Raw genomic sequence first — 25,881 nt, forward strand, 5'->3', positions numbered from 1 at the left:
TCAGGTGCCGCTTCTGCCCGAGCCGTCCACGAGAACCCACGGCAGCGGGCAGGACCCCGGCATAGTAGCGTGTGCGTAGACGATTCCCGACGGCGCACCCGCGCCAGGACAAAGGCGGAAACCATGGCAGCATCCGGTGGGAGCAAGGCGGTCGTGGCGGCTTTGGCGGCCAACCTGACCATTGCACTTTTCAAGTTCGTCGCCTGGCTGCTGACGCAGTCATCGTCGATGTTGGCCGAGGCCATCCACTCGGTGGCCGACTCGGGCAACCAAGTGCTGCTGCTGGTCGGCGGCAAGCGCTCCCGGCGGCAGGCCAGCGCCGAGCACCCCTTCGGTTTTGGACGCGAACGCTACATCTACGCGTTCATCGTCTCCATCATCCTCTTCAGCGTCGGCGGGCTGTTCGCCCTGTACGAGGCGTACGAGAAGTTCAAGGACCCGCACGGCATCGAGGGCCGCTGGTGGTGGGTCCCACTGGCTGTGCTCGTCGGTGCGATCATCGCCGAGGGATTGTCCTTCCGCACCGCCATCCGCGAATCGAACCACACCCGGGGGCAGGCCAGCTGGGTGCAGTTCGTGCGCCGGGCCAAGGCCCCTGAGCTGCCGGTCATCCTGTTGGAGGACCTGGGCGCGCTGGTCGGGCTGTTCTTCGCCCTGTTGGGCGTGGGGCTGACGCTGCTGACGGGCAACGGGATCTTCGACGCCGCGGGAACAGCGATGATCGGGCTGCTGCTGGTCTGCATCGCGATCATCCTGGCCATCGAAACGAAGTCGTTGCTGCTCGGCGAATCGGCCTCCCGGGAGAACATCGCCAAGATCGAGGCCGCCATCGCCGCCGACGGCACGCCCATCATCCACCTCAAGACCCTGCATCTGGGCCCTGATGAGATCCTCGTGGCCGCCAAGATCGGCATCACTGCAGGAGCCACCGGTGAGCAGATCGCCGATTCCATCGACGATGCCGAGTCCAGGATCCGCGACGCCGTCCCGACCGCCACGGTGATCTACCTCGAACCCGACATCCCCCGGGCCGGGACCGCCGCCGGGAAGGACGCCGGGGCGGACACCCTGCACGACGGCGGTGCCGAGCTATGAGCGGGCTGAAACAGATCGTCGGGGCTGCCCTGGTGGATGACCTGGACGCCCCGACCCGGCTGTTGGCCGCCCGCCGGACCAGCCCGCCCTCCCTGGCCGGGATGTGGGAGTTCCCGGGCGGCAAGGTCGAACCCGGGGAATCATGTGAGGCCGGACTGCTGCGTGAACTGCGGGAGGAGCTGGGCATCGACGCCGCGCTGGGGCACGAGGTCACCGGCCCGACGGACCAGGGGTGGAAGCTGGCCGGCCCGGCAGCAATGCGTGTGTGGCTGGCCGCGGTGACCGCGGGGGACCCGGCACCCTTGGAGGACCATGACGAGCTGCGCTGGGTGGACCTGGCGGGCACCGAGATCGACGCGTTGGAATGGATCCCCGCCGACCTGCCCATCGTCGACGCCATCGTGGCACGCCAGGCGACCCGGTCCGGGCACGGGGCAGGCCACCGATGATCCTGCTGACCGGATTCGAGCCCTTCGGCGGCGACGCCACGAACCCCTCCATCGTCGCCGCACGCCAGGCAGCGGCGGAGCTCCGCGCTGCCGGGCTGGCGGCCACCGCCGTCGAACTTCCCTGCGTCTTCGCCACGGCCCCGGAAGCCCTGCGGCAGGCACTGCTGACCCACCGCCCGGAGGTGGTCATCTGCACCGGGTTGAATGCAGGAACCGCGGAGATCACGCTGGAACGCGCAGCGCTGAACGTCATCGATGCCCGGATTCCGGACAATGCAGGGGAGCAGCCCCTCGACGTGCCGGTCGTCGCCGGAGGACCTGCCGCCTACTTCACGACCCTGCCCATCAAACGCATGCTGGCGCGACTGCACGCCGCCGACCTGCCCGCGCGGGTCTCCCAAAGCGCCGGCACGTTTGCCTGCAACCAGGTCTTCTACACCGTGATGCACGAGCTGGAGGGGACCGGAGTGCGCGGAGGGTTCATCCACGTCCCGGCGACCGGTCCCGGTGGTGCCGACCCCGGGCAGCTGGCCCGTGCCCTGGTTCTGGCAGCACGCGAGGCCCTGGACCCCGCCGCCGACGTCAGCCTCGGCGCCGGTTCCCTGGCCTGAGCCCGCGCAGCACGTCGGCCGTCGGCCTCAGGGGTCGTTCGGTGTATCCGCCGGCCGCCAACCCGGCGCCGCGTTCGAAGATGTTCCGTGATGCGGGATCGCCGGTGCGCCACCAGGAGTATCCCGCGGCCGCCGCGTAGAGGACCAGGAACGGCAGCCCCAGGCAGATCGCGTACTGCGTGCTGTGGCGCTCCTCGTGGGCGAGTAGTTCCGGGAAGCGGGAGGGGTCATCGAAGCGCGGGCGGAAGAGGACCACGTTGCCGACGGTGAAGGCGCCGGCCGCCGGTAGCCGTGGACGATAACCCAGGGCGAGGTACAGGCCACGATTACCGGAGACCACTCGGCACCGCGCGACCCGCGCCAGCAGGAGCCCTCCCGGGGTCGAGAGGTTGACCCAGTTGGCCACCGAACGCAGCCGCGGCCCGTCCATCTCAGCCTCCGGCCTGCTGGACACCGGTCAGGAAATCGCGGACCAGGGGGCCGGCGGTCTGCGCGCCCCCGTTGCCTTCTGCCACGAACGCCGCGACGGCCAGGTCACCCTGGATGGCGATGACCCAGGCATGGGCATTGTGGTCGGCGTCGTATTCTGCGGTACCCGACTTGCCGTAGACGGTGGGCCCCGGAACCTTCTGCAGGTCCACCAGGGTCCCGTGTGTGACCGTGCCGGCCATCATCTTCTTCAGCGCGGCGGCTTCACCGGAGGCCAGCTTCTGGGGTGGTGCCTGGGCAGTGTCCGGTTTCGGGCTGGCCAACAGGTGCGGGGATACCGTCCGGCCGGCGGCCACCGAGGCGGCGACCGTGGCCATGCCCAGCGGTGAGGTTTCGATGACGCCCTGGCCGATCCCGTTGGCGGCCAGGGTGGTGCCCGTCGAATCATCGGGAATGGACCCGAGGAAGGCGGCAGCGCCCACGGAGGGCCGCGCATTCAGCCCGAGGGAGGCGCCGGCTTCGGTGAGCTGGCTGGCCTTCATCGAGGAGGCGCCGCGGACGAAGACCGTGTTGCAGGATTGGGCGATCGCCTCGGAGAGGGGGATGGTGCCCAGCTTGGCCGCAGGGTAGCCGTCGTAGTTCTTGAACTTCTTGCCGTCGATGGTCAGCGTGGCCGGGCACTTGACCTTGCTGGAGGGTGTGTCCCCGTCGCGCAGCATGGCCAGTGCGGTGATGACCTTGAACGTGGACCCGGGCGCATATTTTCCAAGCATTGCGGTGTTCATCCCCTGGTCCGCGGGGCCGGAGGCGGCGGCCAGGATGGATCCGTCGGAGGGCCGGATGGCGACCAGTGCCGAGGCCGGGTCGACGGAGCCCAGCAGTTTTTCCGCGAGTTCCTGCTGCGCCGCTTCGAGGGTGACCACGATGTTCTTCCCGTCGGTGGGCTTGCGGTTGAACAGCTGCCTGACCTGTTGGCGCGATGCATCGTAGACATCCACCGAATAACCGGTGGTCCCGGAGAGCTGGTCGTTGTACTGGGCCTGCAGGCCGGAGAGTCCGACGACGTCGCCCGCCTTGGTCTTGCCCTGGGACTTCTCCACGATCTCCGCGGTGGCCTGCCCGACGCTTCCCAGGATCGGGCGCGCGAAGGTCCGGGTGGGGGCCAGCGGTTCGGTATCGGGTATGGCCCGGCCGCCGGGGATCGCCCCGATCTGGGCGTCGGTGGCGGTCCGGTGGTTGTCGTCGCGCAGCGTGATGGCCTCGACGAAGGCCTGTGCCCCGGCGCCCTTGACCTGGGCGGCATAGCCGGCAGCATCGATCTTGACCAGCTTCGCCAGCTTCTGGGCGGCGGAGGCCTCCTGGCCGGAGGTCAACCGGCTCTTGTCGATGCCGACGTGGACCACGGGCCGGTCCTTGACGAGCGCCTCCTGGTCGGTCCCGCGGATCTGTCCGCGCGCCGCCTTGCTGGTTTTCAGGGCCACGTACTGGCCGGTCTCGAGCCCGGGAAGGGCGATCGTGGGGGAGTAGTCGACCTGCCATGCCTTGGCGCCGGAGTCGTAGGTGAGCTGGGCGGTGCTCTCATACGCCCAGTCCTTCTCCGTGGCGTCCATGTCCCAGACGGTCTTGAGCTTCGCCGTCGCCGTGGGGGTGTCCTGGTTCTGGGCGGTCTGCACCGATTCGACGGTGGTGGTGTGCTTGATGTCCTTCAGCGGGGCGAACGCCTCGGACAGGGCGGTGGACGCGGCCGACGGGTCCTCACCCCGCAACGCCACGGAGGAGAAGTCGAAGGTCCCCAGGGCACGGGCCAGCGATTCGGCGGTGGGCTGGGGATCAGGTACCGCCGGGGTGCACGCGGACAAGCCCCCCAGAGCCAGCGTGGACAGGACGGTCGTCAGCGCCAGGCGCCGGGCTACATGCATGGTGATCATTATTGCCGGGGTGTGGAGCCGATCACAAGGCGTGGCAGAGGAGGGGGGCCGTGTCGGGAACGGGCAGGTGGACCCGCATTCGGGGCGGGGGGATCGAACTACTAGACTGGGTCACAGCAACAGGACCACACCGCGATTGTGAAAAGGGCTGTACACCCCCATGTCTGAACCCACGCCACCGAACGGTGGAACCACCGAGGCCGCGAGCCCGGCGCCCCATCCCACCGACGAGGCGGCCGTCCAGGCCGCCGTTGATGCGGCCCTGACGGCGTTCGTCGACGCCACGGACCTCGAATCGCTCAAGGCGGCACGCCTGGCGCACACGGGGGAGAAGTCCCCGCTGTCACTGGCCAACCGCGAGATCGGCCGGCTGGACAAGGCCGAGAAGGCGACCGCCGGCAAGCTGATGGGCGGTGCCCGCGGCCGCGTGAACCAGGCACTCGCAGCGCGCACCGCGGTGCTGGAGGAGGAACACGCAGCCCGCATCCTCGTGGAGGAGGCCGTCGACGTCACGGCGGCCCCGCACCGCCGTCGTGCCGGAGCCCGGCACCCGCTCTCCATCTTGCAGGACCGTGTCTCCGACATCTTCGTGGGCATGGGCTGGGAGATCGCCGAGGGCCCCGAGGTCGAATCCGAGTGGTTCAACTTCGACGCGCTGAACTTCGCCCCGGACCACCCGGCCCGCGAAATGCAGGACACGTTCTTCATCGACCCGCCCGCATCGCATCTGGTGCTGCGCACGCACACCTCCCCGGTGCAGATGCGCTCGCTGCTCGAACGCGACCTCCCCGTGTACGTGCTGTGCCCCGGCAAGACGTTCCGCACCGACGAACTCGATGCCACCCACACCCCCGTCTTCCACCAGTTCGAGGGACTGGCAGTGGACAAGGGCCTGACCATGGCCGATCTGCGGGGCACGCTGGAGCACTTCGCCCGGCAGATGTTCGGCGCCGAAGCCGCCATCCGACTGCGCCCGAACTACTTCCCCTTCACCGAGCCCTCGGCCGAGATGGACATCTTCCACCCCGGCGCCAAGGGCGGCCCGCAATGGATCGAATGGGGCGGCTGCGGGATGGTGCACCCCAACGTGTTGCGCGCTGCGGGCGTCGACCCGGAGGTCTACTCCGGCTTCGCCTTCGGCATGGGCATCGAGCGCACGCTCATGTTCCGCAACGACGTCCCCGACATGCACGACATGATCGAGGGCGACATCCGCTTCAGCGAACACTTCGGGATGGAGATCTAGACATGCGCATTCCCCTGTCCTGGTTGCGCGAATACGCGCAGGTACCGGCCGACGCCTCGGCCGAAGACGTGATGGCCGACCTGGTGAAGGTCGGTCTCGAGGAGGAGGACGTCCACCGTCCCACCGACTCGCTGTCCGGGCCCATCGTGGTGGGCCAGGTCCTCTCGCTGGTCAAGGAACCCCAGTCCAACGGCAAGACCATCAACTGGTGCCAGGTCCGCGTGGTGCCCGAGGGCCAGCCACAGACCCTGACGCACGAGGGGATCGACCCCTCCGGAGTGCAGGGCATCGTCTGCGGCGCCCACAACTTCGTCGAGGGCGACAAGGTCGTCGTGACGCTTCCCGGGGCCGTGCTGCCCGGTGACTTCGCGATCTCCGCCCGCAAGACCTACGGCCACCTCTCGGCCGGCATGATCGCCTCGGTCCGCGAACTGGGCATCGGTGATGACCACGATGGCATCCTGGTCCTGTCCACCCTGGGCCTGGATCCCGAGGTCGGCTCCGACGCGATGGAGCTGCTGGGACTGTACGACCAGGCGGCGGAAATCAACGTCACCCCGGATCGCAGCTACTGCTTCTCGATCCGCGGGGTGGCCCGCGAATATGCGCACGCCACGGCAACGTCCTTCACCGACCCGGCGGCCGGGATCACCGTCCCCACGGCGTCGGGGCCCGGCTACCCGGTGGTCATCGCCGACGACGCAGGAGCCTACGCCGCCCCGGGCTGCGACCGCTTCGTCGCCCGCACCGTCACCGGCGTCGACTCCTCCCGCCCGACCCCGCCGTGGATGGCCTCGCGGCTGCGGCTGGCCGGGATGCGCTCGATCTCACTGGTCGTGGACATCTCCAACTACGTCATGCTCGAACTCGGCCAGCCCCTGCACTTCTACGATGCCGACGCGCTGCGCGGGGACATCGTCGTGCGCCGGGCCGCCGCGGGCGAGCAGCTCAAGACCCTGGACGAGAAGGTCCGCACGCTGCATGAACAGGACGTCGTCATCGCCGATGACCGCGGTCCCATCGGCGTCGCCGGCGTCATGGGTGGTGCCGAGACCGAGGTCTCCTCCAGCACGACGACGGTGCTCATCGAGGCTGCCCACTTCAGCCCCGTGGCCATCGCCCGGTCCCGGCGCCGGCACAAGCTGCCCTCCGAGGCGTCCAAGCGCTTCGAACGCGGAGTGGACTGGGAAGTGGCCGATGAGGCCGCCCAGCGCGCCGTGGACCTGCTGGTCGAGTTGGCCGGCGGCACTGCCGAGGACACCGCCACCGATGTGGGCACCCGCCCCGAGCCGGCGGTCATCGACCTGCCGGAGGGCTACGCGTCCCGCCTGATCGGCGTCGAATACACCCCCGAGCAGGTCCAGACCGCGCTGGTCGACCTGGGCGCCACCGTGGAACGGGTGTCCGGCGCGCTGCGCGTCACCGCGCCGTCCTGGCGGCCGGACCTGCGCATCCGCGAGGACCTGGTCGAGGAGATCGCCCGGCTGGTCGGCTACGAGCACATTCCCGCGACCCTGCCGGTGGCCGCTCCGGGCCGCGGGCTGACCCGCGTGCAGCAGCAGCGCCGCCGCGTCATGCAGGGCCTGGCCGACGCCGGTCTGGTCGAGGTGCTCAGCTACCCGTTCGTCTCCGCAGCGCAGAACAACATGTTCGGCACTGCGGGATCGGACGGGACGGTCGCCGCGGTGAAGCTGGCCAACCCGCTCTCCGCCGAATTCGGGTTCCTGCGCACCAGCATCCTGCCCGGCCTGCTGGACACCGCACGCCGGAACCTCTCGCGGGGGTTCCGCGACCTGGCCGTCTACGAATCCGGGCTGGTGTACCTGCCCGGTGAGGGCACGCTCGGCAGCCCCGAGATCCCGCCGCTGGGGGTGCGCCCCTCCGACGAGGTCCTGGACGGGCTCGACGCCGGCCTGCCCCACCAACCGCAGCACATCGGTGCGGTGCTCTTCGGCCACGACTCGGCCCCCGCAGCCGGGACCACACCGCGCCCGCATGACTGGGCCTCGGCACTGGACGTGGCCCGCCTGGTCGGGGACATCCTCGGCGTCGAGCTGGTCATCGCCCAGGGCAGCCACCCGGCGTTCCACCCGGGGCGGACCGCTGCCCTGACGTTGCGCACCGGCGAGTACGTCGGCCGTGCCGGCGAACTGCACCCGAAGCTGCTCACCGAGCTGGATCTGCCGGCCCGCACGGTGGCCATGGAGATCGACGTCGACGTCCTGTTCGAGGCGGCGGCCGATCTGGTGGTCGCCCGCCCGCTGTCCACCTACCCGCTCTCCACCCAGGACGTGGCCCTGGTCGTGGACCGCGACGTGGTGGCCGGCGACGTGCTGGAGACCCTGCGCCTGGGTGCCGGCGAGCTGCTGGAGGATGTCGCCTTGTTCGACGTCTACCAGGGCCCGGGCATCGAGGACGGCAAGAAGTCATTGGCGTTCGGGCTGCGGTTCCGTGCCGCAGACCGGACCTTGACGGCCGACGAGGCCTCGGCCTCACGGGCGGCGGCAGTCGCCGCTGCTGCCGAGAAGTTCGGTGCCGTCCAGCGCTGACGCGCAGCGCCGACGCGCACCCCGGACGACGACGGGGCAGGAACCTCCCAGCGGGGTTCCTGCCCCGTTTTTCGTGGGCTGGGCCTGGGCCCGGCTCAGGCGCCGGGCGAATCCGACAGATCGGCAACTGTCGCCCCGAGGGCACCCAGGGCGGCGTCGGCATCCAGTGTCAGGCCCACACCGTGGGCACCGCCGCCGATCGAGATCCTCCGCCCGGTCATTTCCGCATCGGCGTAGACCGGCAGGGGACGGGCCGCGCCGAACGGGGTGATCGTCCCGCGTTCATACCCCGTGACGTCCTTCGCTTCCGCGGCATCGGGCATGGACAGGCGGTTGGTGCCCAGCAGGGCACGGAGTTTGGGCCAGGAGAACGTCCGATCCCCGGTCACCAGCACGAAGACGTAGTCGTCATCGCTGCGGCGCACCACCAGCGTCTTGATGAGGTCCCGTGGTGCGATGCCCCGGGCAGCCGCGGCCTCGGCCAGACTGGACACCTGGCCGTGGCGGGTCACCGTGACCTCCAGCCCGGCGGCGCGGGCCGCCGCTGCCGCCGGCCCGTCGTCGTGGCCACCGACCGGCGGAACTTCCGCCGCCGCGCCGGCTTCCGGCAGACTCGCGGCACCGCTCCCGGCGAGCCGGTATCCGGATCCGTCGGGGGAGCGGGACACCAGGTGTGCGTCGACGAGATAGCGGCGCAGGGTCGCCGGATCGTCGGTGAGCTGGCCGAGGCGGGCGGTGATCCCCGGTTCCGTCAGGACCTCGCCGGCCGCCATCGATTGCCGGGCCGCCCATTGCAGCAGTGCGTGCCGCTGGGCCGGTTTGGCGGGGTAGGTGTGGATGCGGCCGTCCCGCACGAACCGGTCGATCAGCTCGTCGCCGGAGCGCGGGCGCGCCGCGGCGGCCGGGGCGGACAGCAGCGCGCGGAGCCCGGAGGCGTCGACGCGCCATCCGCCGTCGTCCTCTGCTGCCAGCAGCCCGGCGGAGGCCAGCTGTGCCAGCCCTTTCTCCCGGCGCCGGTCCGTGACCGTGGCCTCGCGGCGCCGTGCCTCCTCGGCGATGACCTCGGCCAGCAGCAGGCGTTGTTCCGCGTTGGCCAGGGCCGCGATCACGGGCCGCCAGCCATCGGCGGCAGGTGCCGCCCCGTCGTCGTGCCGTGTCATGGGTCTCCCGGGTGGTTGGTGCAGTGGTGGTGCCAGCCTATCCCCGGCGGAGTGGGACCCCACCGGCACCATAAACTGGAGGTCCGGACGGGCTGGACACGGCAAGGGGGAACGATGACGGTGGCAGGACCGCGCCACACGGTGCTCAGCGCGGCGCCCTGGTCAGCGGCCGTCGGCCTGCCGCTGGCCTGGCTGGGGGAGGGCGAACGCGCCCGGGCTGCCGCCTACACGGGACCGGGGCACGACGGCGATGTGCCGGCACTCCACGGTGGTGCGGTGCTGCGCGAAGCCGACTCGCCCCGGGGCCGGTTCCTGGCCGGCCGGTTGCTGCTGCGCCAGTTGGCCGCCGACGCCTGGGCGTTGGGTGCGCCGGGGCGACTACACGTGCACCAATGGTGCCCGGCGTGCGGTTCGGGGGCGCACGGTGGGCCGACGCTGCACCGGGACTCCCCACGCGTTGCGCTGGACCTCAGCTACAGCCGGTGTGCCGGGTGGTTCCTACTGGCCGGACGCCCGCACGCGGCGGGCGGGCCGGTGCGCCTGGGCGTGGACCTGGCCGACGCCGCGGACCCGGGGTTCGCCGGGGACGTGGGGTCGGCCTTGGATGAGGTGGTGCTCTCGGCGGGGGAACGGGAGCTGCTGGGCCGCGTGCCACCGCATGAACGGGCCGGCCAGCGGGCGCACTGGTGGGCCGCCAAGGAAGCCCTGGGCAAGGCGCTCGGCGCCGGGATCACCGGTGGCGCGGCCCCGCCGGTGGTGGCCGGCGCTGGCAGCGATCCGGCGTTGGAAGCCGCGGGTGCACTGGTGGACTGGCCGGCACTTCCAGCCGACGTCCCCGCCACCCTTACCGCGGCGTTGGTGCTGCTGCCGGCATTGGCGGCAGCTCCGGCTGGAACAACCACGGGCTGAGCACGGCGTCCGCGTCGAAGCCTGCGGGGCCCCGCGCTTCCAGGAAGGCGGCAAACGCCGGGTAGTCGACGGATCCGTGGCGGTTCTGCGCCACCCAGGCCCGCACCGTGGAGAAGAATTCCGCATCGCCGACGGCACAGCGCAGGGCGTGGACCGCCAGGGCGCCACGTTTGTAGACCCGGTCATCAAACATGTCCTCGGCGCCGGGACGGCCCACTTCCAGATCCTGTGGCCCGGCGGCGAGCAGTTCCCAGGCGGCGTTGGCCTGCGCGGCGCAGTCCAGCCCGCCGGAAGCGTCGGACCAGATCCATTCGGCGTAGCAGGCGAAGCCCTCGTGCATCCAGATGTCCTGCCAGCGTGAAGCGGTCAGCGAATTGCCGAACCACTGGTGGGAGAGCTCGTGGGCAATCAGCCGTTGCTGTTCCCAGCCGGGGGCCAGGTGGTTGCGGCCGATGATCGACAGGCCCTGGGCCTCCAACGGGATCTCAAGCTCGTCTTCGGTGACGACCACTGCATAGGCGTCGAACGGGTAGGGGCCGAACGCCTCGATGAACGTCGCCATCATCCGGGGCTGGTCCTTCAGCGCGGTGCGCGTCCGACGGGCCAGCACCGCCGGGGTGAAGGCCGTCTGGTGCGGGTCCTCCTCGCGCTCCGGTTCCAGCGGCTGGACCGTGTACCTGCCGATCTGCAGGGTCGCCAGGTAGGTGGCCATCGGTTCGGCCTGCCGGTACCTCCAGTGCTCCTGGCTGGCGGTGCGCCCATGGGCGACCAGTTCCCCGTTGGAGATGGCCCGGTAGCCGGCGTCCGTGCTGATCGCCAGTTCGAAGGTGGCTTTCTGGCTGGGGTGGTCGTTGCAGGGGAACCAGGTGGCCGCCCCGTTGGGCTGCCCGGCGACCAGGACCCCGTCCTCGAGTTCCTCCCACCCGACGTCGCCCCAGGTCCCCATGCGGGGTTGTGGGGTGCCGCCGTAACGGATGTCCAGCTGCAGTTCGGCCCCGGCGGCGACCGGCTGGGCGGGGGTGATCAGCAGCTTGCCCCGACGCTGGCTGTACTTCGCCGCCTTCTTCCCATTGACCTGGACCTTGGAGGCCTGCAAGCCGATCAGGTCGACCTCGATACGGGCCAACTCCTCGACGGCCACCGCGGTGATGACCGCCCGGCCATCCAAACGGTTCCCGGCCAGCTTGCAGGAAAGATCCAGCGCGTAGTGCAGCACGCGGTACCCGGCGCTGCCCGATTCGGGCACGTAGGGATCGGGCAGCGCAGCGGGGGTGGGGGTGGTGTGGGTGCTCATGGGGTGGGTGGATTCCAAGGTTTCACGGGGTTTCCCATCCAGTAGCTGGACGGTGGGACGGTCTCCCCGCGCATGACCAGCGAGGCCGGGCCGACGGTGGCCCCGGCCGCCAAGGAGGCTGCGGGAAGGATGACGCCATGCGGACCCATGGTGGACCCTGCGCCGAGTTCCACCGTATCAATGGCCATGACGCGATCGTGGAAGAGGTGGGTTTGCACCACGGTGCCGCGGTTGACCGTGCTGGAGTCGCCGAGGCGGACCAGATCCGGTTCAGGCAGCCAGTAGCTTTCACACCAGACGCCATGTCCGATCCTGGCACCGAGCAGGCGCAGCCACCACACCAGCGCCGGGGTACCGGACGCGGATCGGGCGAACCACGGGGCGCAGACCATCTCGATGAAGGCGTCGACCACCTCGTTGCGCCAGATGAACGAGCTCCACAGCGGGTGCTCTCCGACGCGGATGGGACCCACCAGCACCCACTTGGCCACAACGGCGCTTCCCGCCGCCACGGCGCCGGCGAGCAGGATCAGCAACCCGCTGAGCACCGCCGCCACCAGGTAGCCCAGCTGCAGGGCCAGCGCATCCATGGCCAGCATCAGCAGCACGGCGATGCCGACGGAGACCATGACCGGCACGGCACGGCACAGTTCCCACAGCGAGCGCAGGACCTTCAACCGCATCGGCGGGTGGTACGTCAGCTCGTCGTCGGAGGCGATCGCGGTGCGGCGCAGTCTGACGGGCGGACTACCCAGCCATGAGGTCCCCGCCTTGGCCTTGGACGGCGTGGCGGAGAGGACGGCCACCAGCGAGTTCTTCGGCACGCGGCGCCCGGCACCGGCCATGCCGGAGTTCCCGAGGAACGCCCGCTTGCCGATCTTGGCGGGGGCCACATGCATCCAGCCGCCGCCGAGCTCGTAGGAGGCGACCATGGTGTCGTCGGCCAGGAAGGCGCCGTGCCCGATGGTGGTCATCTTGGGCAACAGCAACACGGTGGAGGCCTCGACGTTGCGTCCGACCCGCGCCCCGAGCAGGCGCAGCCACACCGGGGTGAAGAGGCTGGCATACAGCGGGAACAGGAGGTCGCGGGCCATGTCCAGCAGGCGTTCGGTGGCCCAGATCTGCCAGCCGACCCGGCCGCGCGCCGGATGCCACCCGGCCACGATGCCGATCGAGAGCAGCCGCACCGAGGCCAGGATCAGGACCATGTTTCCGCCGAACCAGACAACGGCCGCCAACGGGATGGCAGCGGCGACGGTGGGCAGCGCGCCGGAGAGGGACGTGCCGCCGGAGAGCAGGGAAGACACGACGAGGACGGCGGCCAGGCTGCTGATCCAGGGGATCAGCGAGAGCAGGCCGGCGGCCAGCGCGTAGGCGATGGTCCCGGCACCACGGGTCACCTGGCGTTCGGCCGGCCAGGGGTGGCGGGCCTTGCCGGTGCGGGTGGCCGGGGAACCGGAATAGCGGCCGCGGTCCTTGGTCCTGCCGGAAACCGCGGAGCCGGGTTCGATCTCGGTGTCCTCCCCGACAATTGCACCGGGCAGCAGGGTACTGCGTGCCCCGATGGTCGCGCCGCGGCCGATGTCGATGGCCCCGATGTGGATGCGGTCGCCCTCGAGCCAGTAGCCGGAGAGATCGACCTCGGGTTCAATGGACGCGTCACGGCCCACCCGGAGCATTCCCGTGACCGGCGGAACCGAATGCAGGTTCACGTCGCTGCCGATCTTCGCACCCAAGGCCCGGGCATAGTACGGGACCCACGGGGCGCTGGCCAAGGACACCGGATCGACCAGGTCGGCGATGTGCTGGGCCAACCACAGGCGGAGATGGACCCTCCCCGAACGCGGGTAGGAACCGGGCTCCAGGCCACGCAACAGCAGCCGGGCGCTGGCCACCGAGATCACCATCCGGCCCGCCGGGCTGACGAAGACGAGCAGGCAGGCCGCCACCCACCACCACGACAGCGTCGGAGCGCCGGGGAGCACCCCGGTGGCGGCCAGGAGGTTGTTGAGCACCATGAGATACGTCAGCCAGCGCATGCCCACCAGGATCAGCAGGGGAGCCGCCATCACCGTCTGGAAGACCTGGGCCTTGCGGGTGGTGCGGGCGATGACCCGCGGCTCGACCGGGGGCCCCACGGCTGCCGTACCGGCGAGGGCCTCGATGAGGGAACCGACCCGGGGGTGTGAGTACACCTCGCCGACGGTGACCGTCGGGTAGCGCTCGCGCAGGGCCGAGACGAGCCGGGCCGCGGTCAGCGAGCCGCCCCCGCTGGCAAAGAAATCGGTGTCGAGGCTGCCGACCTTCGAGCCCAGCACCGCTTCCCACTGCCCCACGATCCACGTGGCGTCGGCATCGAGCGCCGGCAGCACCGCGTCGTCGTCGGCGTCAGCGGCTCCGGGGAGGGGCCAGGGGAGTTGGTGGCGGTCCACCTTGCCACTGGTCTTGGTGGGGAGGGAATCGACGACGGTCAACAGCGGGATGAGCGCTGCCGGGAGTTCGGTGGCGAGTGCGTCGCGGGCTGCAGCGGTGTCGAAGCCCTCCGGAGCTGCCAGGTATCCGACCAGGATCTGGTTGCCCGCGGCGGTGGTCTGGACGGCGGCTGCGGCACCTGCCACTCCGGGAAGCGCCTGCAGGGCGGAATCGACTTCACCGAGTTCGATGCGCCGTCCGCCGAGTTTGACCTGGTCGTCGGCGCGTCCGACGAAGATGAGGCCCTCAGGGTCGTAGGTGACCAGGTCCCCGCTGCGGTAGGCCCGCTCCCAGCCCAGGGTTTCCATGGGCGCGTACTTCAGGGCGTCCATCTCGGCGTCCAGATAGCGGGCGAGCCCGACACCGCCGATGATCAGTTCCCCGGTCCCGCCCGCGGCGACGGGGTGGCCCTGCTGATCCACGATGGCCAGGTCCCACCCGTCCAGCGGCAGCCCGATGCGGATCGGCCCCTCGCCGCTCATCAGGGCACCGCAGGCGACCACGGTTGCCTCGGTGGGACCGTAGGTGTTCCAGACCTCGCGTTCGGGCACCGCCAGCCGGGCGGCCAGTTCGGGTGGGCACGCCTCGCCGCCGAAGATCAGCAACCTGACGTTCTCCAGCGCTTCGGGCGGCCACAAGGCAGCGAGCGTGGGAACTGTGGAGACCACGGTGATGCCCCGGGTCATGAGCCAGGGCCCCAGGTCGACGCCGGAGCGCACCAGCGAGCGTGGGGCGGGCACCAGGCAGGCACCGTACCGCCAGGCCAACCACATTTCCTCGCAGGAGGCGTCGAAGGCCACGGAGAGCCCGGCCAGCACCCGGTCCTCCGGGCCCAGGGGGTGCTGTTGCAGGAAGAGGCGGGCCTCGGCGTCCACGAAGGCCGCGGCGGAGCGGTGCGTGACGGCCACGCCCTTGGGTTTGCCGGTGGAACCCGAGGTGAAGATGATCCACGCGTCGTCAGTGGGGCCGCAGGGCCGCGGCGCCGGGTGCGGTGCCTGGCGATCCGGGGCGATGGTGGCGTCGCCCCCGGTGCGCAGGATGGCGGCGACACCCGCCTCGGTGAAGACGGTCCGGGCGCGCTCGTCGGGATCGTCGGCATCGACGGGCACGTAGGCGGCACCGATGAACAACGTCGCCAGGATGGAGATGTAGAGCTCCCGCGTACCGGACGCTATGCGGATGCCGATCCGGTCGCCGGCACCCAGGCCCCGGGCGTGGAGTTCCTGTGCCCGGGCCTTCACTTCGTGCACCAGGTCCGCGTAGTTCAGTTGCACGTCGCCGTCGTCCAGGGCCGGGGCTTCCGGGTGCGCCTGGGCGCTGGCGAGCAGGATGTCGATGAGGGTCCGTGCCTCCGGCGTGCGTTCGCTACCGGGAAGCTGAGCCGGACCTCCGCTCACGCCGGCGTCCCGGACGTTCCCGGAACCAGGAGGACCTTGCCCGTCGTCGCCCGCGATTCCAGGGCGGTGTGCGCCGCACCGGCGTCCTCGAGGGCGAAGCGCTCGCCGATGGCGACCTGCAGTGTGCCGGCGGCGACCAGATCGAAGAGTTCCGCTGAGCGCCAGCGCCGCTCATCGGCGTCGAGCAGGAAGTCAGCGATCTTGGGGCGTGTCACGGTCAGCGACCCATGGGCGTTGAGCTGCTGCAGGTCGAACGGCGGGACCTGGCCCGAGGCGCCGCCGAACAAGACCAGGGTGCCCCGGGTGCGCAGCGAGTCCAACGATCCCTCGAAGGTGTCCTTGCCGATGCCGTCGTAGACCGCGGCCACCCCGACCCCGCCGGTGATGTCACGGACCCGGTCCGGGACCTCGTCATAGGACAGGACGTGGTCGGCTCCGGCGGCCCGGGCCAACTCGGCCTTCGCGGGGGTGGAGGTGGTGGTGATGACCGTGGCGCCGCGGAGCTTAAGCAGCTGGATGAGCAGCTGGCCCACCCCACCGGCCCCTGCGTAGGTGAGCACGGTGTCCCCGGGCTGGACATGGTAGCTGTTGTTGATCAGGTAGTGGGCGGTCATGCCCTGCAGTGGCAGCGCCGCGGCGACCTCGTCGGAGACCGTGGCGGGAACGGACAACGCCTTTTCGGCGTCGAGCACCATGTATTCGGCGTAGCTGCCTGTTCCCTCGGCGGTGGCCACCCGATCGCCGACGGAGAAGCCCTCCACCCCCGGGCCCACTTCCTCGACGGTGCCGGCTCCCTCGGAACCGGGAACCAGCGGGTACTGCACCGAGTAGACGCCGGAGCGCTGGTAGGTTTCAATGAAGTTCACGCCGGCCGCGGCGATGCGGACCAGCAGCTGTCCGCGGGCGGGGGTGGGCCGGTCCACCTCGATCTTCTCGAAGACCTCGGGTCCTCCGGCCTGGGGGATCTGCAGTGCATACGGCATGGTGTCGCTCCTTCGGGCATGATGATGGCAACCACCTTAGGCCGTGCAGGTGAACAACGGGTGTCACCGCCGTCGTGCCCCGCGTCACTATGAATAATTATTAGCCATGGTGCATAAGTTCGTTGTAGGCTGGTGCCATGAGTATTTCGGTAGCCGTTTCCGGGGCCAGTGGATATGCAGGCGGTGAGGTGCTGCGGCTGTTGGCCCACCATCCCGACGTCACGATCGGGGCCATCACCGCGCACAGCAACGCCGGCCAGCGACTGGGCGACCTGCAGCCGCACCTGCACGCGCTCGCCGACCGCACCCTGGTGGACACCACCGCTGAAAACCTGGCCGGGCACGACGTCGTCGTCCTCGCCCTGCCGCACGGGGCCAGTGCGGGGATCGCCGCCCAGCTGCCGGCCGGCACGCTGGTCATCGATGCGGGGGCCGACCACCGCCTCGAATCCCCGGATGCCTGGGGAAAGTTCTATGGGGGCGAGCACGCCGGGCACTGGCCGTACGGGTTGCCCGAACTGCCCGGCCAGCGCGCGAAGCTGCGCGGGGCCACGCGCATCGCGGTTCCCGGCTGCTACCCGACCTCGGCCCAGCTGGCCCTGGTCCCCGGCTTCGCCGCCGGACTGCTCGAGGCCCAGGACGTGGTCATCGTCTCGGCCTCCGGGACCTCCGGCGCGGGCAAGTCGTTGAAACCGCACCTGCTCGGCTCCGAGGTCATGGGCGGCATGAGCCCCTATGGCGTCGGGGGAGGACACCGCCACACCCCCGAAATGGAACAGGGCTTCAGCGCCGCAGCCGGTGAACCGGTCGGCGTCTCCTTCACCCCCACGCTGGCACCCATGGCCCGCGGCATCCTGGCCACCGCGACGGCCCGGGTCAAGCCCGGCGTCGACGCCACGGCCCTGCGCGCGGCCTGGCGGGCCGCCTACGCCGACGAGCCGTTCGTCCACCTGCTGCCCGAGGGCCAGTGGCCGGCCACCAAGGCGGTCCAGGGCTCCAACCACGCCACGCTGCAGCTGGCCTTCGACGAGCACGCAGGACGCGTGATCGTGGTCTGCGCCATCGACAACCTCGTCAAGGGCACCGCCGGCGGAGCAGTGCAGTCCATGAACATCGCCCTGGGCCTGCCCGAAACCCGCGGACTCGAACTGGAAGGCATCGCCCCATGAGCACCCCCACCACCCTCCAACCCACCGGATCCCCCCTCGGCGTCACGGCGGCTGCAGGCTTCCGCGCGGCAGGCGCCACCGCGGGGCTGAAGGCCTCCGGAACCCCCGACGTTGCACTGGTGGTCAACGACGGACCGCTGAAGCACGCCGCCGCGGTCTTCACCTCCAACCGCGTCGCCGCAGCCCCCGTGCACTGGTCGCGCCAGGCGGTCTCCGACGGGCGCGCGGACGCCGTGTTCCTGAACTCCGGGGGAGCGAACGCCTGCACCGGGGCCGAGGGGTTCCAGAACACCCACACCACCGCCGAGGCCACCGCCGCCGCGCTGGGCATCAGCGCCGGCGACGTGCTGGTCTGCTCCACGGGCCTCATCGGCGAACAACTGCCGATGGACAAGATCCACGCAGGCATCACCACGCTGTCAGCTGCCCTGGCCGAGGGTGCCGGGAACGACGGCGGTGCTGCCGCGGCCACCGCGATCATGACCACCGACACCATCCCCAAGCAGGCCGGCTACCCCGGTGCGGGGTACACCATCGGCGGGATGGCCAAGGGAGCCGGCATGCTGGCCCCCGGGCTGGCCACCATGCTGGTGGTCATCACCACCGATGCCGAGCTCGACCCAGCGGAACTGGACTCCGCCTTGCGGGCCGCGACGCAGGTCAGCTTCGACCGTGCCGACTCCGATGGCTGCATGTCCACCAACGACACGGTCATCCTGATGGCCTCGGGTGCCTCCGGGGTCCGGCCGGACGTGGGCGAGTTCACCGACGGCCTGGCCGCAATGTGCACCGACCTGGCCCGCCAGCTCATTGCCGACGCCGAGGGCGCGGCCCACGAGATCAGCATCCGTGCGTTCAACGCCGCCAGCGTCCAGGACGCCGAGGAGGTAGCCCGCGCCGTGGCCCGTTCGAACCTGTTCAAGACCGCGATCTTCGGCCAGGACCCGAACTGGGGGCGTGTGCTCTCCGCCGTCGGGACCACCGGGGCGGCCTTTGAACCGGACCAGCTGGACGTGGCCATCAACCAGGTCCAGGTCTGCCGGGCCGGGTGCATCGGCGATGACCGTTCGCTGGTGGACCTCTCCGGGCGCCAGGTCCTGGTGGAGATCGACCTCCATGCCGGGGACGTCGAAGCGACGATCTGGACCAACGACCTCACCCACGACTACGTGCACGAGAATTCCGCCTACTCCAGCTAGGACGCTGCCGACCATGAACACGAACTCCGCCTCCGGACCCCAGGAAACGTTGTCCGGCGACGCCTGGGACACCGCCCACCGCAAGGCCGAGGGGCTGATCGAGGCGCTGCCCTGGATCCAGCACTTCGCCGGGACCACCATGGTCATCAAGTACGGCGGCAACGCCATGGTCAACGACGAGCTGCGCCGTGCCTTCGCCGAGGACATCGTCTTCCTCCACCACGTGGGCATCCACCCCGTCGTCGTCCATGGGGGAGGCCCGCAGATCAGCTCCATGCTCGAACGACTGGGCATCGAATCCGAATTCCGCGGCGGACTGCGCGTGACGACACCGGAAGCCATGGACGTGGTGCGCATGGTGCTCACCGGGCAGGTCGGACGCGAACTGGTCGGCCTGGTCAACTCCCACGGACCGTACGCCGTGGGGCTCTCCGGCGAAGACGGGGCCCTGCTCCAGGCGGTCCGCACCGGCACGGTCGTCGACGGCGAAACGGTCGACCTGGGCCTGGTGGGCGAGGTGACCGGCGTCGAACCCCGTGCCCTGGTCGACCTGGTGGCCGCCGGGCGCATCCCGGTGATCTCCACCATCGCCCCCGAGGTCGGGGCCGACGGGGAGCCCACCGGCCAGGTGCTCAACGTGAATGCCGATACCGCCGCTGCCGCCGTGGCCTCGGCGCTGGGGGCCTCGAAACTGGTCATCCTCACCGACGTCGAGGGGCTCTACTCGGATTGGCCCGACCGCTCCTCGCTGGTCTCATCGCTGACCGTGGCCGAGCTGCGGCGGATGATGCCCCGGCTGGAATCGGGCATGATCCCCAAGATGGAAGCCTGCCTGAAGGCTGTCGAGGACGGCGTCGAACGGGCGCACATCGTCGACGGACGCCAACCCCATTCGATGCTGCTGGAGGTCTTCACCTCGGCGGGCGTCGGCACCCAAGTGGTCCCGGAGGAACAACCATGAACCAGACCCCGACGACACCCGCGGCCCAACCGCTGGCCGAAAGCAGTGAACTGGCCGCCCTGCAAGGCCTGCAGTCGGCCGAACTGACCGAGCGCTACAACGCCTCGCTGATGGGCGTCTTCGGAACGCCGCAGCGGGTCCTGGTCCGTGGCTCCGGCTGCGTGGTCTGGGACGCCGACGGACGCGAATACCTGGACCTGTTGGGCGGCATCGCCGTCAACGCGCTGGGCCACGCCCACCCGTTCCTGACCTCCGTGGTCTCCAGCCAGCTGGCCACGCTGGGCCACGTCTCCAACTTCTTCACCAGCCCCACGCAGATCGCCCTCGCCGAGAAGCTGCTGTCCCTGGCCCAGGCGCCGGAGGGGTCGAAGGTCTTCTTCGCCAACTCCGGCACCGAGGCCAACGAGGCTGCCTTCAAGCTGGCCCGGCGCAACGACGGAGCCGGAACCGGCACTCCCCGCCGCCGCATCATCGCCCTGGAGAACGCCTTCCACGGCCGGTCCATGGGTGCCCTGGCGCTGACATGGAAGCAGGCCTACCGCGAACCGTTCGAGCCGCTGCCCGGCGGCGTGGAATGGGTGCCCGCCGGCGATGTCGAGGCACTGCGTGCCGCGGTGGACGAGAGCGTCGCCGCCGTGTTCATCGAACCGATCCAGGGCGAGGCCGGGGTCCGCGGATATCCTGCCGGCTACCTGCAGGCCGCCCGGGAGATCACCCGCGATGCCGGGGCGCTGCTCATCATCGACGAGGTCCAGACCGGCATCGGACGGACGGGCACCTGGTTCGCCTCCGAGGGCATCGAACCGGATGCCATCACGCTGGCCAAGGGGCTCGGCGGCGGCTTCCCCATCGGCGCCCTGATCACCTTCGGTGAGCGGACCTCGAGCCTGCTGAGCGCGGGACAGCACGGAACGACCTTCGGCGGGAACCCCGCAGCCACCGCCTCGGCGCTGGCGACGTTGCACGTCATCGAGAGCCAGGGCCTGTTGGAGCACGTCCGCGAGATGGGCCAGTTCCTCTCCGTGCAGCTCGGGAAACTGGACTTCATCACCGAGGTCCGGGCCCACGGGTTGCTGGTCGGCTTCGACCTCGCCTCCGACGTGGCCCCCGCCGTCGTGCGTGCCGCGCTGGAGGCCGGATTCATCATCAACTCCACCGGGCCGGGCTCCCTGCGCCTGGCCCCACCGCTGATCATCACCGCCGGCCAACTGCAGGTCTTCATCGACGCCCTGCCCGGCCTCTACACCACTGCCCAGGAGGACCACGCATGAGCGACCAGAACATCCGCCATTTCCTGCTCGACACCGACCTCAACCAGGCCGAACAAACCGAGGTCCTGGACCTGGCCGCGGCCATGAAGGCCGATCGCTTCGGCTACCGCCCCTACACCGGGCCGCAGACCGTGGCCGTCTTCTTCGACAAGACCTCCACCCGCACCCGGGTCTCCTTCGCCGCAGGGATCGCTGAACTCGGTGGCTCGCCGCTGGTCATCAACGCCGGGGAATCCCAGCTGGGCCACAAGGAATCCATTGCCGATTCCGCCCGCGTACTCAGCCGCATGGTCTCCACCATCGTCTGGCGCACCTACGCGCAGGCCGGTTTGGAGGAGATGGCAGCCCACAGCCGGGTTCCGGTGATCAACGCACTCTCCGACGACTACCACCCGTGCCAGCTGCTGGCCGACCTGCTGACCATCCGCGAGCACAAGGGCCAGCTGGCCGGTTTGTCGATGGCCTACCTGGGCGATTCCGCCAACAACATGGCCAACTCCTACCTGCTGGCCGGGGTGACAGCCGGCATGCACGTGCGCATCGCCGGCCCCCAGGGTTACCTTCCGGACGAGGAGGTCGTCGCCGCTGCCCGGACCCGCGCCGCGGAGACCGGGGGATCGGTGACCATCACCACCGATGCCGCCCAGGCGCTGGCCGGGGCCGACGTCGTGGCCACCGACACCTGGGTCTCGATGGGCCAGGAGGACGAGAAGGCAGAACGCGTGAAGCTCTTCGGCGACTACCGCGTCGACGAGGCCGCCATGGCCCACGCCGCGGACGACGCGATCGTCCTGCACTGCCTGCCGGCCTACCGTGAATACGAGATCGCCGCGGAGGTCATCGACGGCCCCCAGTCGGTCGTGTGGGATGAGGCCGAAAACCGTCTCCACGCCCAGAAGGCCCTCATGGCCTGGCTGATGGCCACCTCAGGCCTGGCCGAGGTCGACGGGGTCCGAGCGGGCGGGCGACGATGAGTGCACAGCCGGGTCCCCAACCCACCACCAAGATCGCCCGGCAGGCCCGCATCAAGGCGATCCTGGGCGCCGGATCGGTGCGCTCCCAGGCCGAACTCGCGGCATTGCTGGCGGCCGACGGCGTCCAGGTCACGCAGGCCACCCTCTCGCGTGACCTGGTGGAGATGGGAGCCATCCGCGTCCGCGGCGTCGAGGGCGGGCTTGTCTACGCGCTGCGCTCCGAAGGCGGGGACCGGGCACCCCAGACCGGCATCACCCAGGAGGTCCTGGACGCGCGCCTGGCCAAGCTCTCGGCCGACCTGATCGTCACCGCCGAGTCGTCGGCAAACATCGTCATCCTGAGGACTCCGCCCGGGGCGGCCAACTTCCTGGCCCTGTCGATCGACCACTCCGTCATGCCGGACGTGCTCGGAACCCTCGCCGGGGACGACACCGTCATGCTCATCACCCGGGAGCCGGATGGCGGTGCGGACGTCGCGGCACGCTTCCTGGAACTGGCGAACCCGCAATAGGGACACCTGACGGGGGCGGCGGCGACGTGCCGGCCCCTCGGCAATCGCCCTCCTAGAGGTATTCGCCGATCAGTTCGCGCATGGCCGGCAAGTCGAACATCTCGGTGACCGCCACGGCGTTCTGGGCTCCGAGCTTCGGGTCGGCTCCGGCGTCCAGCAGGAAACGAGTCAGCTCGGTGTTCTGGCGGAACACGGCGCAGGTCAGCGCGGACTGGCCCTTGTCATTGAGGCGGTCGATGGTGGCCCCGCGTTCAACCAACGCCCGGGCCAGATCGTTGTGGCCGTTATAGGAGGCCAGGATCAACAGGGTGTCGCCCTTGTGGTCGGTGAGATCCGCCGGCAGCCCCTCGGCTATGAGGGCCAGGAGCCTATCGGCCTCCCCTTGACGGGCGAGGTCGAAGGTGGAATGAAGGAAGGCCAGTTCCTCTTCGGTGAGTTCGGGTACGGGCTGGTCTGCTGGCTCGGTCATGTTTTCCAGCTTAACCGCCGTCGCGGATGCACCCACATTGCATCGTCTGCATAATTATGTAGACTAGTGAATAAGAAGTGAATAGTCCGGCGCTGAGCAGCGTTGGAACCCCATTCCCAGAGGAGAAACCCGTGAAGGAACGCATTGTCTTGGCCTACTCCGGCGGCCTGGATACGTCCGTGGCCATCGGCTGGATCGGCGAAGCCACCGGTGCCGAGGTCATCGCCGTGGCGGTCGACGTCGGACAGGGTGGCGAGTCCCTCGAGACCGTGCGTGACCGTGCACTGGGTTGCGGCGCCGTCGAGGCCTACGTGGCCGACGCCCGGGATGAGTTCGCCAACGAGTACTGCATGCCCACGCTGCAGACCGGCGCGCTGTACCAGGACCACTACCCGCTGATCTCTGCCATCTCCCGCCCGGTCATCGTCAAGCACCTGGTCACGGCAGCCAAGCAGTTCGGCGCCACCACGGTCGCCCACGGCTGCACCGGCAAGGGCAACGACCAGGTCCGTTTCGAGGTCGGCATCCAGACACTCGGCCCGGACCTGAAGTGCATCGCCCCCGTCCGCGACCTGGCGCTGACCCGCGACAAGGCCATCGACTACGCGGAGAAGAACAACCTCCCGATCGAGACCACCAAGAAGAACCCGTTCTCCATCGACCAGAACGTCTGGGGTCGCGCCGTGGAGACCGGCTACCTCGAGGACATCTGGAACGCCCCGACCAAGGACGTCTACAGCTACACCGATTCGCCCGAGTTCCCGCCGGCCCCGGACGAGGTCACCATCACCTTCCGCCAGGGCATCCCGGTGGCCATTGACGGCGTGGCCGTCACCCCGTTGGAAGCCATCGAGCAGATGAACCGCCGCGCCGGCGCCCAGGGCATCGGCCGCATCGACATCGTCGAGGACCGCCTCGTGGGCATCAAGTCCCGCGAGATCTACGAGGCCCCGGGCCCGATGGCCCTCATGGAGGCCCACAAGCACCTGGAGAACATCACCCTCGAGCGCGAGCAGGCCCGTTTCAAGGCGACCGTCTCCCAACGCTGGAGCGAGCTGGTCTACGACGGCCAGTGGTTCTCCCCGCTGAAGCGTTCGCTGGACACGTTCGTGGCCGACACGCAGCGCCACGTCAACGGCGACATCCGCATGGTCATGCACGGCGGCCGCGCAGTCGTCGAGGGGCGTCGCTCCGAGACCGGGCTCTACCGGTTCGACCTGGCCACCTACGACACCGGCGATACGTTCGACCAGTCCAGTGCCCGCGGCTTCATCGACATCTTCGGCCTCTCGGCCAAGGTCGCCACGGAGCGCGACGAGCGCGTGGCCGAGGGCAAGTAGATGCCCGAGGCACACGGCACCAACGAGGGTGCGCTGTGGGGCGGCCGGTTCTCCGGCGGCCCCGCGGACGCCCTTGCGGCCCTGAGCAAGTCGACCGACTTCGACTGGCGACTGGCCCGCTACGACATCGCCGGATCGCGGGCCCACGCACGCGTCCTGCATACTGCAGGCCTGCTGGATGCGGCCGAACTCGAGGGCATGATCGCCGCCCTGGACCAGCTCGAATCCGACGTCGCGGACGGTACCTACACGGCAGCCGCATCCGATGAGGATGTGCACGGTTCGCTGGAACGGGGCCTGATCGAACGCGCCGGGCCGGCACTGGGCGGAAAGCTGCGGGCGGGACGTTCGCGCAATGACCAGATCGCCACCCTGGGGAGGATGTTCCTGCGGGACCACGCCCGGGTCATCGCCCGCGGCGTGCTGGCCACCATCGACGCGCTGATCGAGCAGGCGGAAGCCCACCCGGAGGCTGCCATGCCCGGACGCACCCACCTGCAGCATGCCCAGCCCGTGCTGCTGGGGCATCACCTGCTGGCCCACGCCTGGGCGCTGCTGCGCGATGTGCAGCGGCTGGCCGACTGGGACCGCCGTGCTGCCGTTTCGCCGTACGGATCCGGTGCCTTGGCGGGATCCTCGTTGGGGTTGGACCCCAACGCCGTAGCCGCTGACCTGGGCTTCGACTCGGCCACCTGGAACTCGATCGACGGCACCGCCGGGCGCGATGTCTTCGCCGAGTACTCCTGGGTTGCAGCGATGATCGGCGTGGACCTGTCACGGATCTCCGAGGAGGTCATCCTCTGGGCGACCAAGGAGTTCTCCTTCGTCACGCTGCACGATTCGTACTCCACCGGATCATCGATCATGCCGCAGAAGAAGAACCCCGATGTCGCAGAACTCGCCCGCGGCAAGGCCGGACGCCTCATCGGTGACCTGACCGGATTGCTGGCCACGCTCAAGGGCCTGCCGCTGGCCTACAACCGGGACCTGCAGGAGGACAAGGAGCCGGTTTTCGACGCAACGGACACCCTGGAGCTGCTGTTGCCGGCCGTATCCGGGATGATCGCCACGTTGAAATTCAATACCGGGCGCATGGCCGAACTGGCACCGCTGGGCTTTGCGCTGGCCACGGACATCGCCGAATGGCTGGTCCGCCAGGGTGTGCCGTTCCGCGACGCGCATGAACTCTCCGGCGCGGCCGTTCGCCAGGCTGAATCACGGGGCGTTGAACTGTGGGACCTGACCGACGAGGAATTCGCCGCCATCTCCCCGGAACTGACCCCCGCAGTCCGCGAGGTCCTGAGCACCGCCGGCTCGCTGGGATCGCGTTCCTCGCAGGGCGGCACGGCGCCGTCCGCAGTGGTCGCACAGCTGGCGGCGCTGAAGGAACAGCTGGCACCCCTGCGCGACTTCTCGGCCTGACCCGGCCACGCCGCGTTTCTACCGCCGTCGTCCCCTCGGGAC

General features: G+C 69.8%; 21 protein-coding genes and 1 pseudogene. 14 read left to right on the plus strand and 8 right to left on the minus strand.

The window, feature by feature from the left end; genetic code table 11:
* Nucleotides 1-123 precede the first annotated feature (123 nt).
* From ABD088_RS06935 to pcp, 3 genes are read left to right on the plus strand one after another with little or no spacing between them, the layout of a single operon-like run.
* Nucleotides 124-1,095, plus strand: a complete 972-nt coding sequence (locus ABD088_RS06935; RefSeq protein ID WP_343901021.1) for a cation diffusion facilitator family transporter — start codon at nucleotides 124-126, stop codon at nucleotides 1,093-1,095.
* On the plus strand, nucleotides 1,092-1,544 hold the full coding sequence (locus tag ABD088_RS06940; protein WP_343901022.1) for a (deoxy)nucleoside triphosphate pyrophosphohydrolase: 453 nt from the start codon (nucleotides 1,092-1,094) through the stop codon (nucleotides 1,542-1,544). Before ABD088_RS06935 ends, ABD088_RS06940 begins: the two co-directional genes overlap by 4 nt.
* A complete protein-coding gene (gene pcp, locus ABD088_RS06945; protein ID WP_343901024.1) occupies nucleotides 1,541-2,155 on the plus strand; it encodes a pyroglutamyl-peptidase I in 615 nt (204 codons plus the stop codon). The genes ABD088_RS06940 and pcp overlap by 4 nt, the downstream gene beginning before the upstream one ends.
* On the opposite strand, the gene ABD088_RS06950 is transcribed toward pcp, so the two are convergent.
* Both ABD088_RS06950 and ABD088_RS06955 read right to left on the minus strand, forming a co-directional pair.
* Nucleotides 2,127-2,585, minus strand: a complete 459-nt coding sequence (locus tag ABD088_RS06950; RefSeq protein ID WP_343901025.1) for a hypothetical protein — start codon at nucleotides 2,583-2,585, stop codon at nucleotides 2,127-2,129. The genes pcp and ABD088_RS06950 overlap by 29 nt on opposite strands.
* A gap of 1 nt (nucleotide 2,586) precedes the next feature.
* Nucleotides 2,587-4,503, minus strand: a complete 1,917-nt coding sequence (locus ABD088_RS06955) for a penicillin-binding transpeptidase domain-containing protein (RefSeq protein ID WP_343901027.1) — start codon at nucleotides 4,501-4,503, stop codon at nucleotides 2,587-2,589.
* A 169-nt stretch (nucleotides 4,504-4,672) separates the two neighbouring features.
* Here ABD088_RS06955 and pheS point away from each other — a divergent pair, with 169 nt between their 5' ends.
* Both pheS and pheT read left to right on the plus strand, forming a co-directional pair.
* Nucleotides 4,673-5,758, plus strand: coding sequence for a phenylalanine--tRNA ligase subunit alpha (gene pheS, locus ABD088_RS06960; protein ID WP_343901028.1), 1,086 nt, complete (start codon nucleotides 4,673-4,675; stop codon nucleotides 5,756-5,758).
* A 2-nt stretch (nucleotides 5,759-5,760) separates the two neighbouring features.
* Nucleotides 5,761-8,307 (plus strand): phenylalanine--tRNA ligase subunit beta, encoded by a 2,547-nt coding sequence (gene pheT / locus ABD088_RS06965; RefSeq protein ID WP_343901029.1) that lies wholly within the window; start codon nucleotides 5,761-5,763, stop codon nucleotides 8,305-8,307.
* Nucleotides 8,308-8,402: 95 nt separating this feature from the next.
* On the opposite strand, the gene ABD088_RS06970 is transcribed toward pheT, so the two are convergent.
* Nucleotides 8,403-8,918 (minus strand): aminoacyl-tRNA deacylase, encoded by a 516-nt coding sequence (locus tag ABD088_RS06970; RefSeq protein ID WP_372711264.1) that lies wholly within the window; start codon nucleotides 8,916-8,918, stop codon nucleotides 8,403-8,405.
* A 36-nt stretch (nucleotides 8,919-8,954) separates the two neighbouring features.
* A pseudogene (locus tag ABD088_RS06975) lies at nucleotides 8,955-9,539 on the minus strand (DUF2087 domain-containing protein); the annotation flags it as partial.
* A 42-nt stretch (nucleotides 9,540-9,581) separates the two neighbouring features.
* On the opposite strand from ABD088_RS06975, the gene ABD088_RS06980 reads away from it, so the two are divergent.
* A complete protein-coding gene (locus tag ABD088_RS06980; RefSeq protein WP_343901031.1) occupies nucleotides 9,582-10,376 on the plus strand; it encodes a 4'-phosphopantetheinyl transferase family protein in 795 nt (264 codons plus the stop codon).
* On the opposite strand, the gene ABD088_RS06985 is transcribed toward ABD088_RS06980, so the two are convergent.
* Genes ABD088_RS06985 through ABD088_RS06995 form a run of 3 tightly spaced genes read right to left on the minus strand, consistent with a single transcriptional unit; the run spans nucleotide 10,312 to nucleotide 16,522 of the window.
* Nucleotides 10,312-11,670 (minus strand): M1 family metallopeptidase, encoded by a 1,359-nt coding sequence (locus ABD088_RS06985; RefSeq protein ID WP_343901033.1) that lies wholly within the window; start codon nucleotides 11,668-11,670, stop codon nucleotides 10,312-10,314. The genes ABD088_RS06980 and ABD088_RS06985 overlap by 65 nt on opposite strands.
* Entirely contained in the window at nucleotides 11,667-15,539 is a 3,873-nt protein-coding gene (locus tag ABD088_RS06990; protein WP_343901034.1) for a Pls/PosA family non-ribosomal peptide synthetase, read from the minus strand. The genes ABD088_RS06985 and ABD088_RS06990 overlap by 4 nt, the downstream gene beginning before the upstream one ends.
* Complete coding sequence (locus ABD088_RS06995; RefSeq protein ID WP_343901035.1) at nucleotides 15,536-16,522, minus strand: quinone oxidoreductase family protein; 987 nt, start codon at nucleotides 16,520-16,522, stop codon at nucleotides 15,536-15,538. Before ABD088_RS06995 ends, ABD088_RS06990 begins: the two co-directional genes overlap by 4 nt.
* Nucleotides 16,523-16,659: 137 nt before the next feature.
* Here ABD088_RS06995 and argC point away from each other — a divergent pair, with 137 nt between their 5' ends.
* From argC to ABD088_RS07025, 6 genes are read left to right on the plus strand one after another with little or no spacing between them, the layout of a single operon-like run.
* Nucleotides 16,660-17,691: an N-acetyl-gamma-glutamyl-phosphate reductase gene (argC, locus tag ABD088_RS07000; protein WP_343901036.1), complete on the plus strand. Its 1,032-nt coding sequence runs from the start codon at nucleotides 16,660-16,662 to the stop codon at nucleotides 17,689-17,691.
* Complete coding sequence (gene argJ, locus ABD088_RS07005; RefSeq protein ID WP_343901038.1) at nucleotides 17,688-18,890, plus strand: bifunctional glutamate N-acetyltransferase/amino-acid acetyltransferase ArgJ; 1,203 nt, start codon at nucleotides 17,688-17,690, stop codon at nucleotides 18,888-18,890. Before argC ends, argJ begins: the two co-directional genes overlap by 4 nt.
* 13 nt (nucleotides 18,891-18,903) lie before the next feature.
* Nucleotides 18,904-19,851: an acetylglutamate kinase gene (argB, locus tag ABD088_RS07010; RefSeq protein WP_343901039.1), complete on the plus strand. Its 948-nt coding sequence runs from the start codon at nucleotides 18,904-18,906 to the stop codon at nucleotides 19,849-19,851.
* Nucleotides 19,848-21,122 carry an acetylornithine transaminase gene (locus tag ABD088_RS07015; protein WP_343901040.1) on the plus strand — a complete coding sequence of 425 codons (1,275 nt, stop codon included), beginning with the start codon at nucleotides 19,848-19,850 and terminating at the stop codon, nucleotides 21,120-21,122. The genes argB and ABD088_RS07015 overlap by 4 nt, the downstream gene beginning before the upstream one ends.
* On the plus strand, nucleotides 21,119-22,096 hold the full coding sequence (gene argF / locus ABD088_RS07020; RefSeq protein WP_343901042.1) for an ornithine carbamoyltransferase: 978 nt from the start codon (nucleotides 21,119-21,121) through the stop codon (nucleotides 22,094-22,096). Before ABD088_RS07015 ends, argF begins: the two co-directional genes overlap by 4 nt.
* Nucleotides 22,093-22,608, plus strand: a complete 516-nt coding sequence (locus ABD088_RS07025) for an arginine repressor (protein WP_343901044.1) — start codon at nucleotides 22,093-22,095, stop codon at nucleotides 22,606-22,608. The genes argF and ABD088_RS07025 overlap by 4 nt, the downstream gene beginning before the upstream one ends.
* A 52-nt stretch (nucleotides 22,609-22,660) precedes the next feature.
* Here ABD088_RS07025 and ABD088_RS07030 read toward each other — a convergent pair whose 3' ends face one another.
* Nucleotides 22,661-23,077 (minus strand): ankyrin repeat domain-containing protein, encoded by a 417-nt coding sequence (locus ABD088_RS07030; protein WP_343901045.1) that lies wholly within the window; start codon nucleotides 23,075-23,077, stop codon nucleotides 22,661-22,663.
* A 131-nt stretch (nucleotides 23,078-23,208) separates the two neighbouring features.
* Here ABD088_RS07030 and ABD088_RS07035 point away from each other — a divergent pair, with 131 nt between their 5' ends.
* Both ABD088_RS07035 and argH read left to right on the plus strand, forming a co-directional pair.
* Complete coding sequence (locus ABD088_RS07035; protein WP_343901046.1) at nucleotides 23,209-24,417, plus strand: argininosuccinate synthase; 1,209 nt, start codon at nucleotides 23,209-23,211, stop codon at nucleotides 24,415-24,417.
* Nucleotides 24,418-25,839: an argininosuccinate lyase gene (gene argH / locus ABD088_RS07040; protein ID WP_343901048.1), complete on the plus strand. Its 1,422-nt coding sequence runs from the start codon at nucleotides 24,418-24,420 to the stop codon at nucleotides 25,837-25,839.
* Nucleotides 25,840-25,881 lie beyond the last annotated feature (42 nt).

Source organism: Arthrobacter rhombi (assembly GCF_039526245.1).
GTDB classification, from domain to species: domain Bacteria; phylum Actinomycetota; class Actinomycetes; order Actinomycetales; family Micrococcaceae; genus Arthrobacter_H; species Arthrobacter_H rhombi.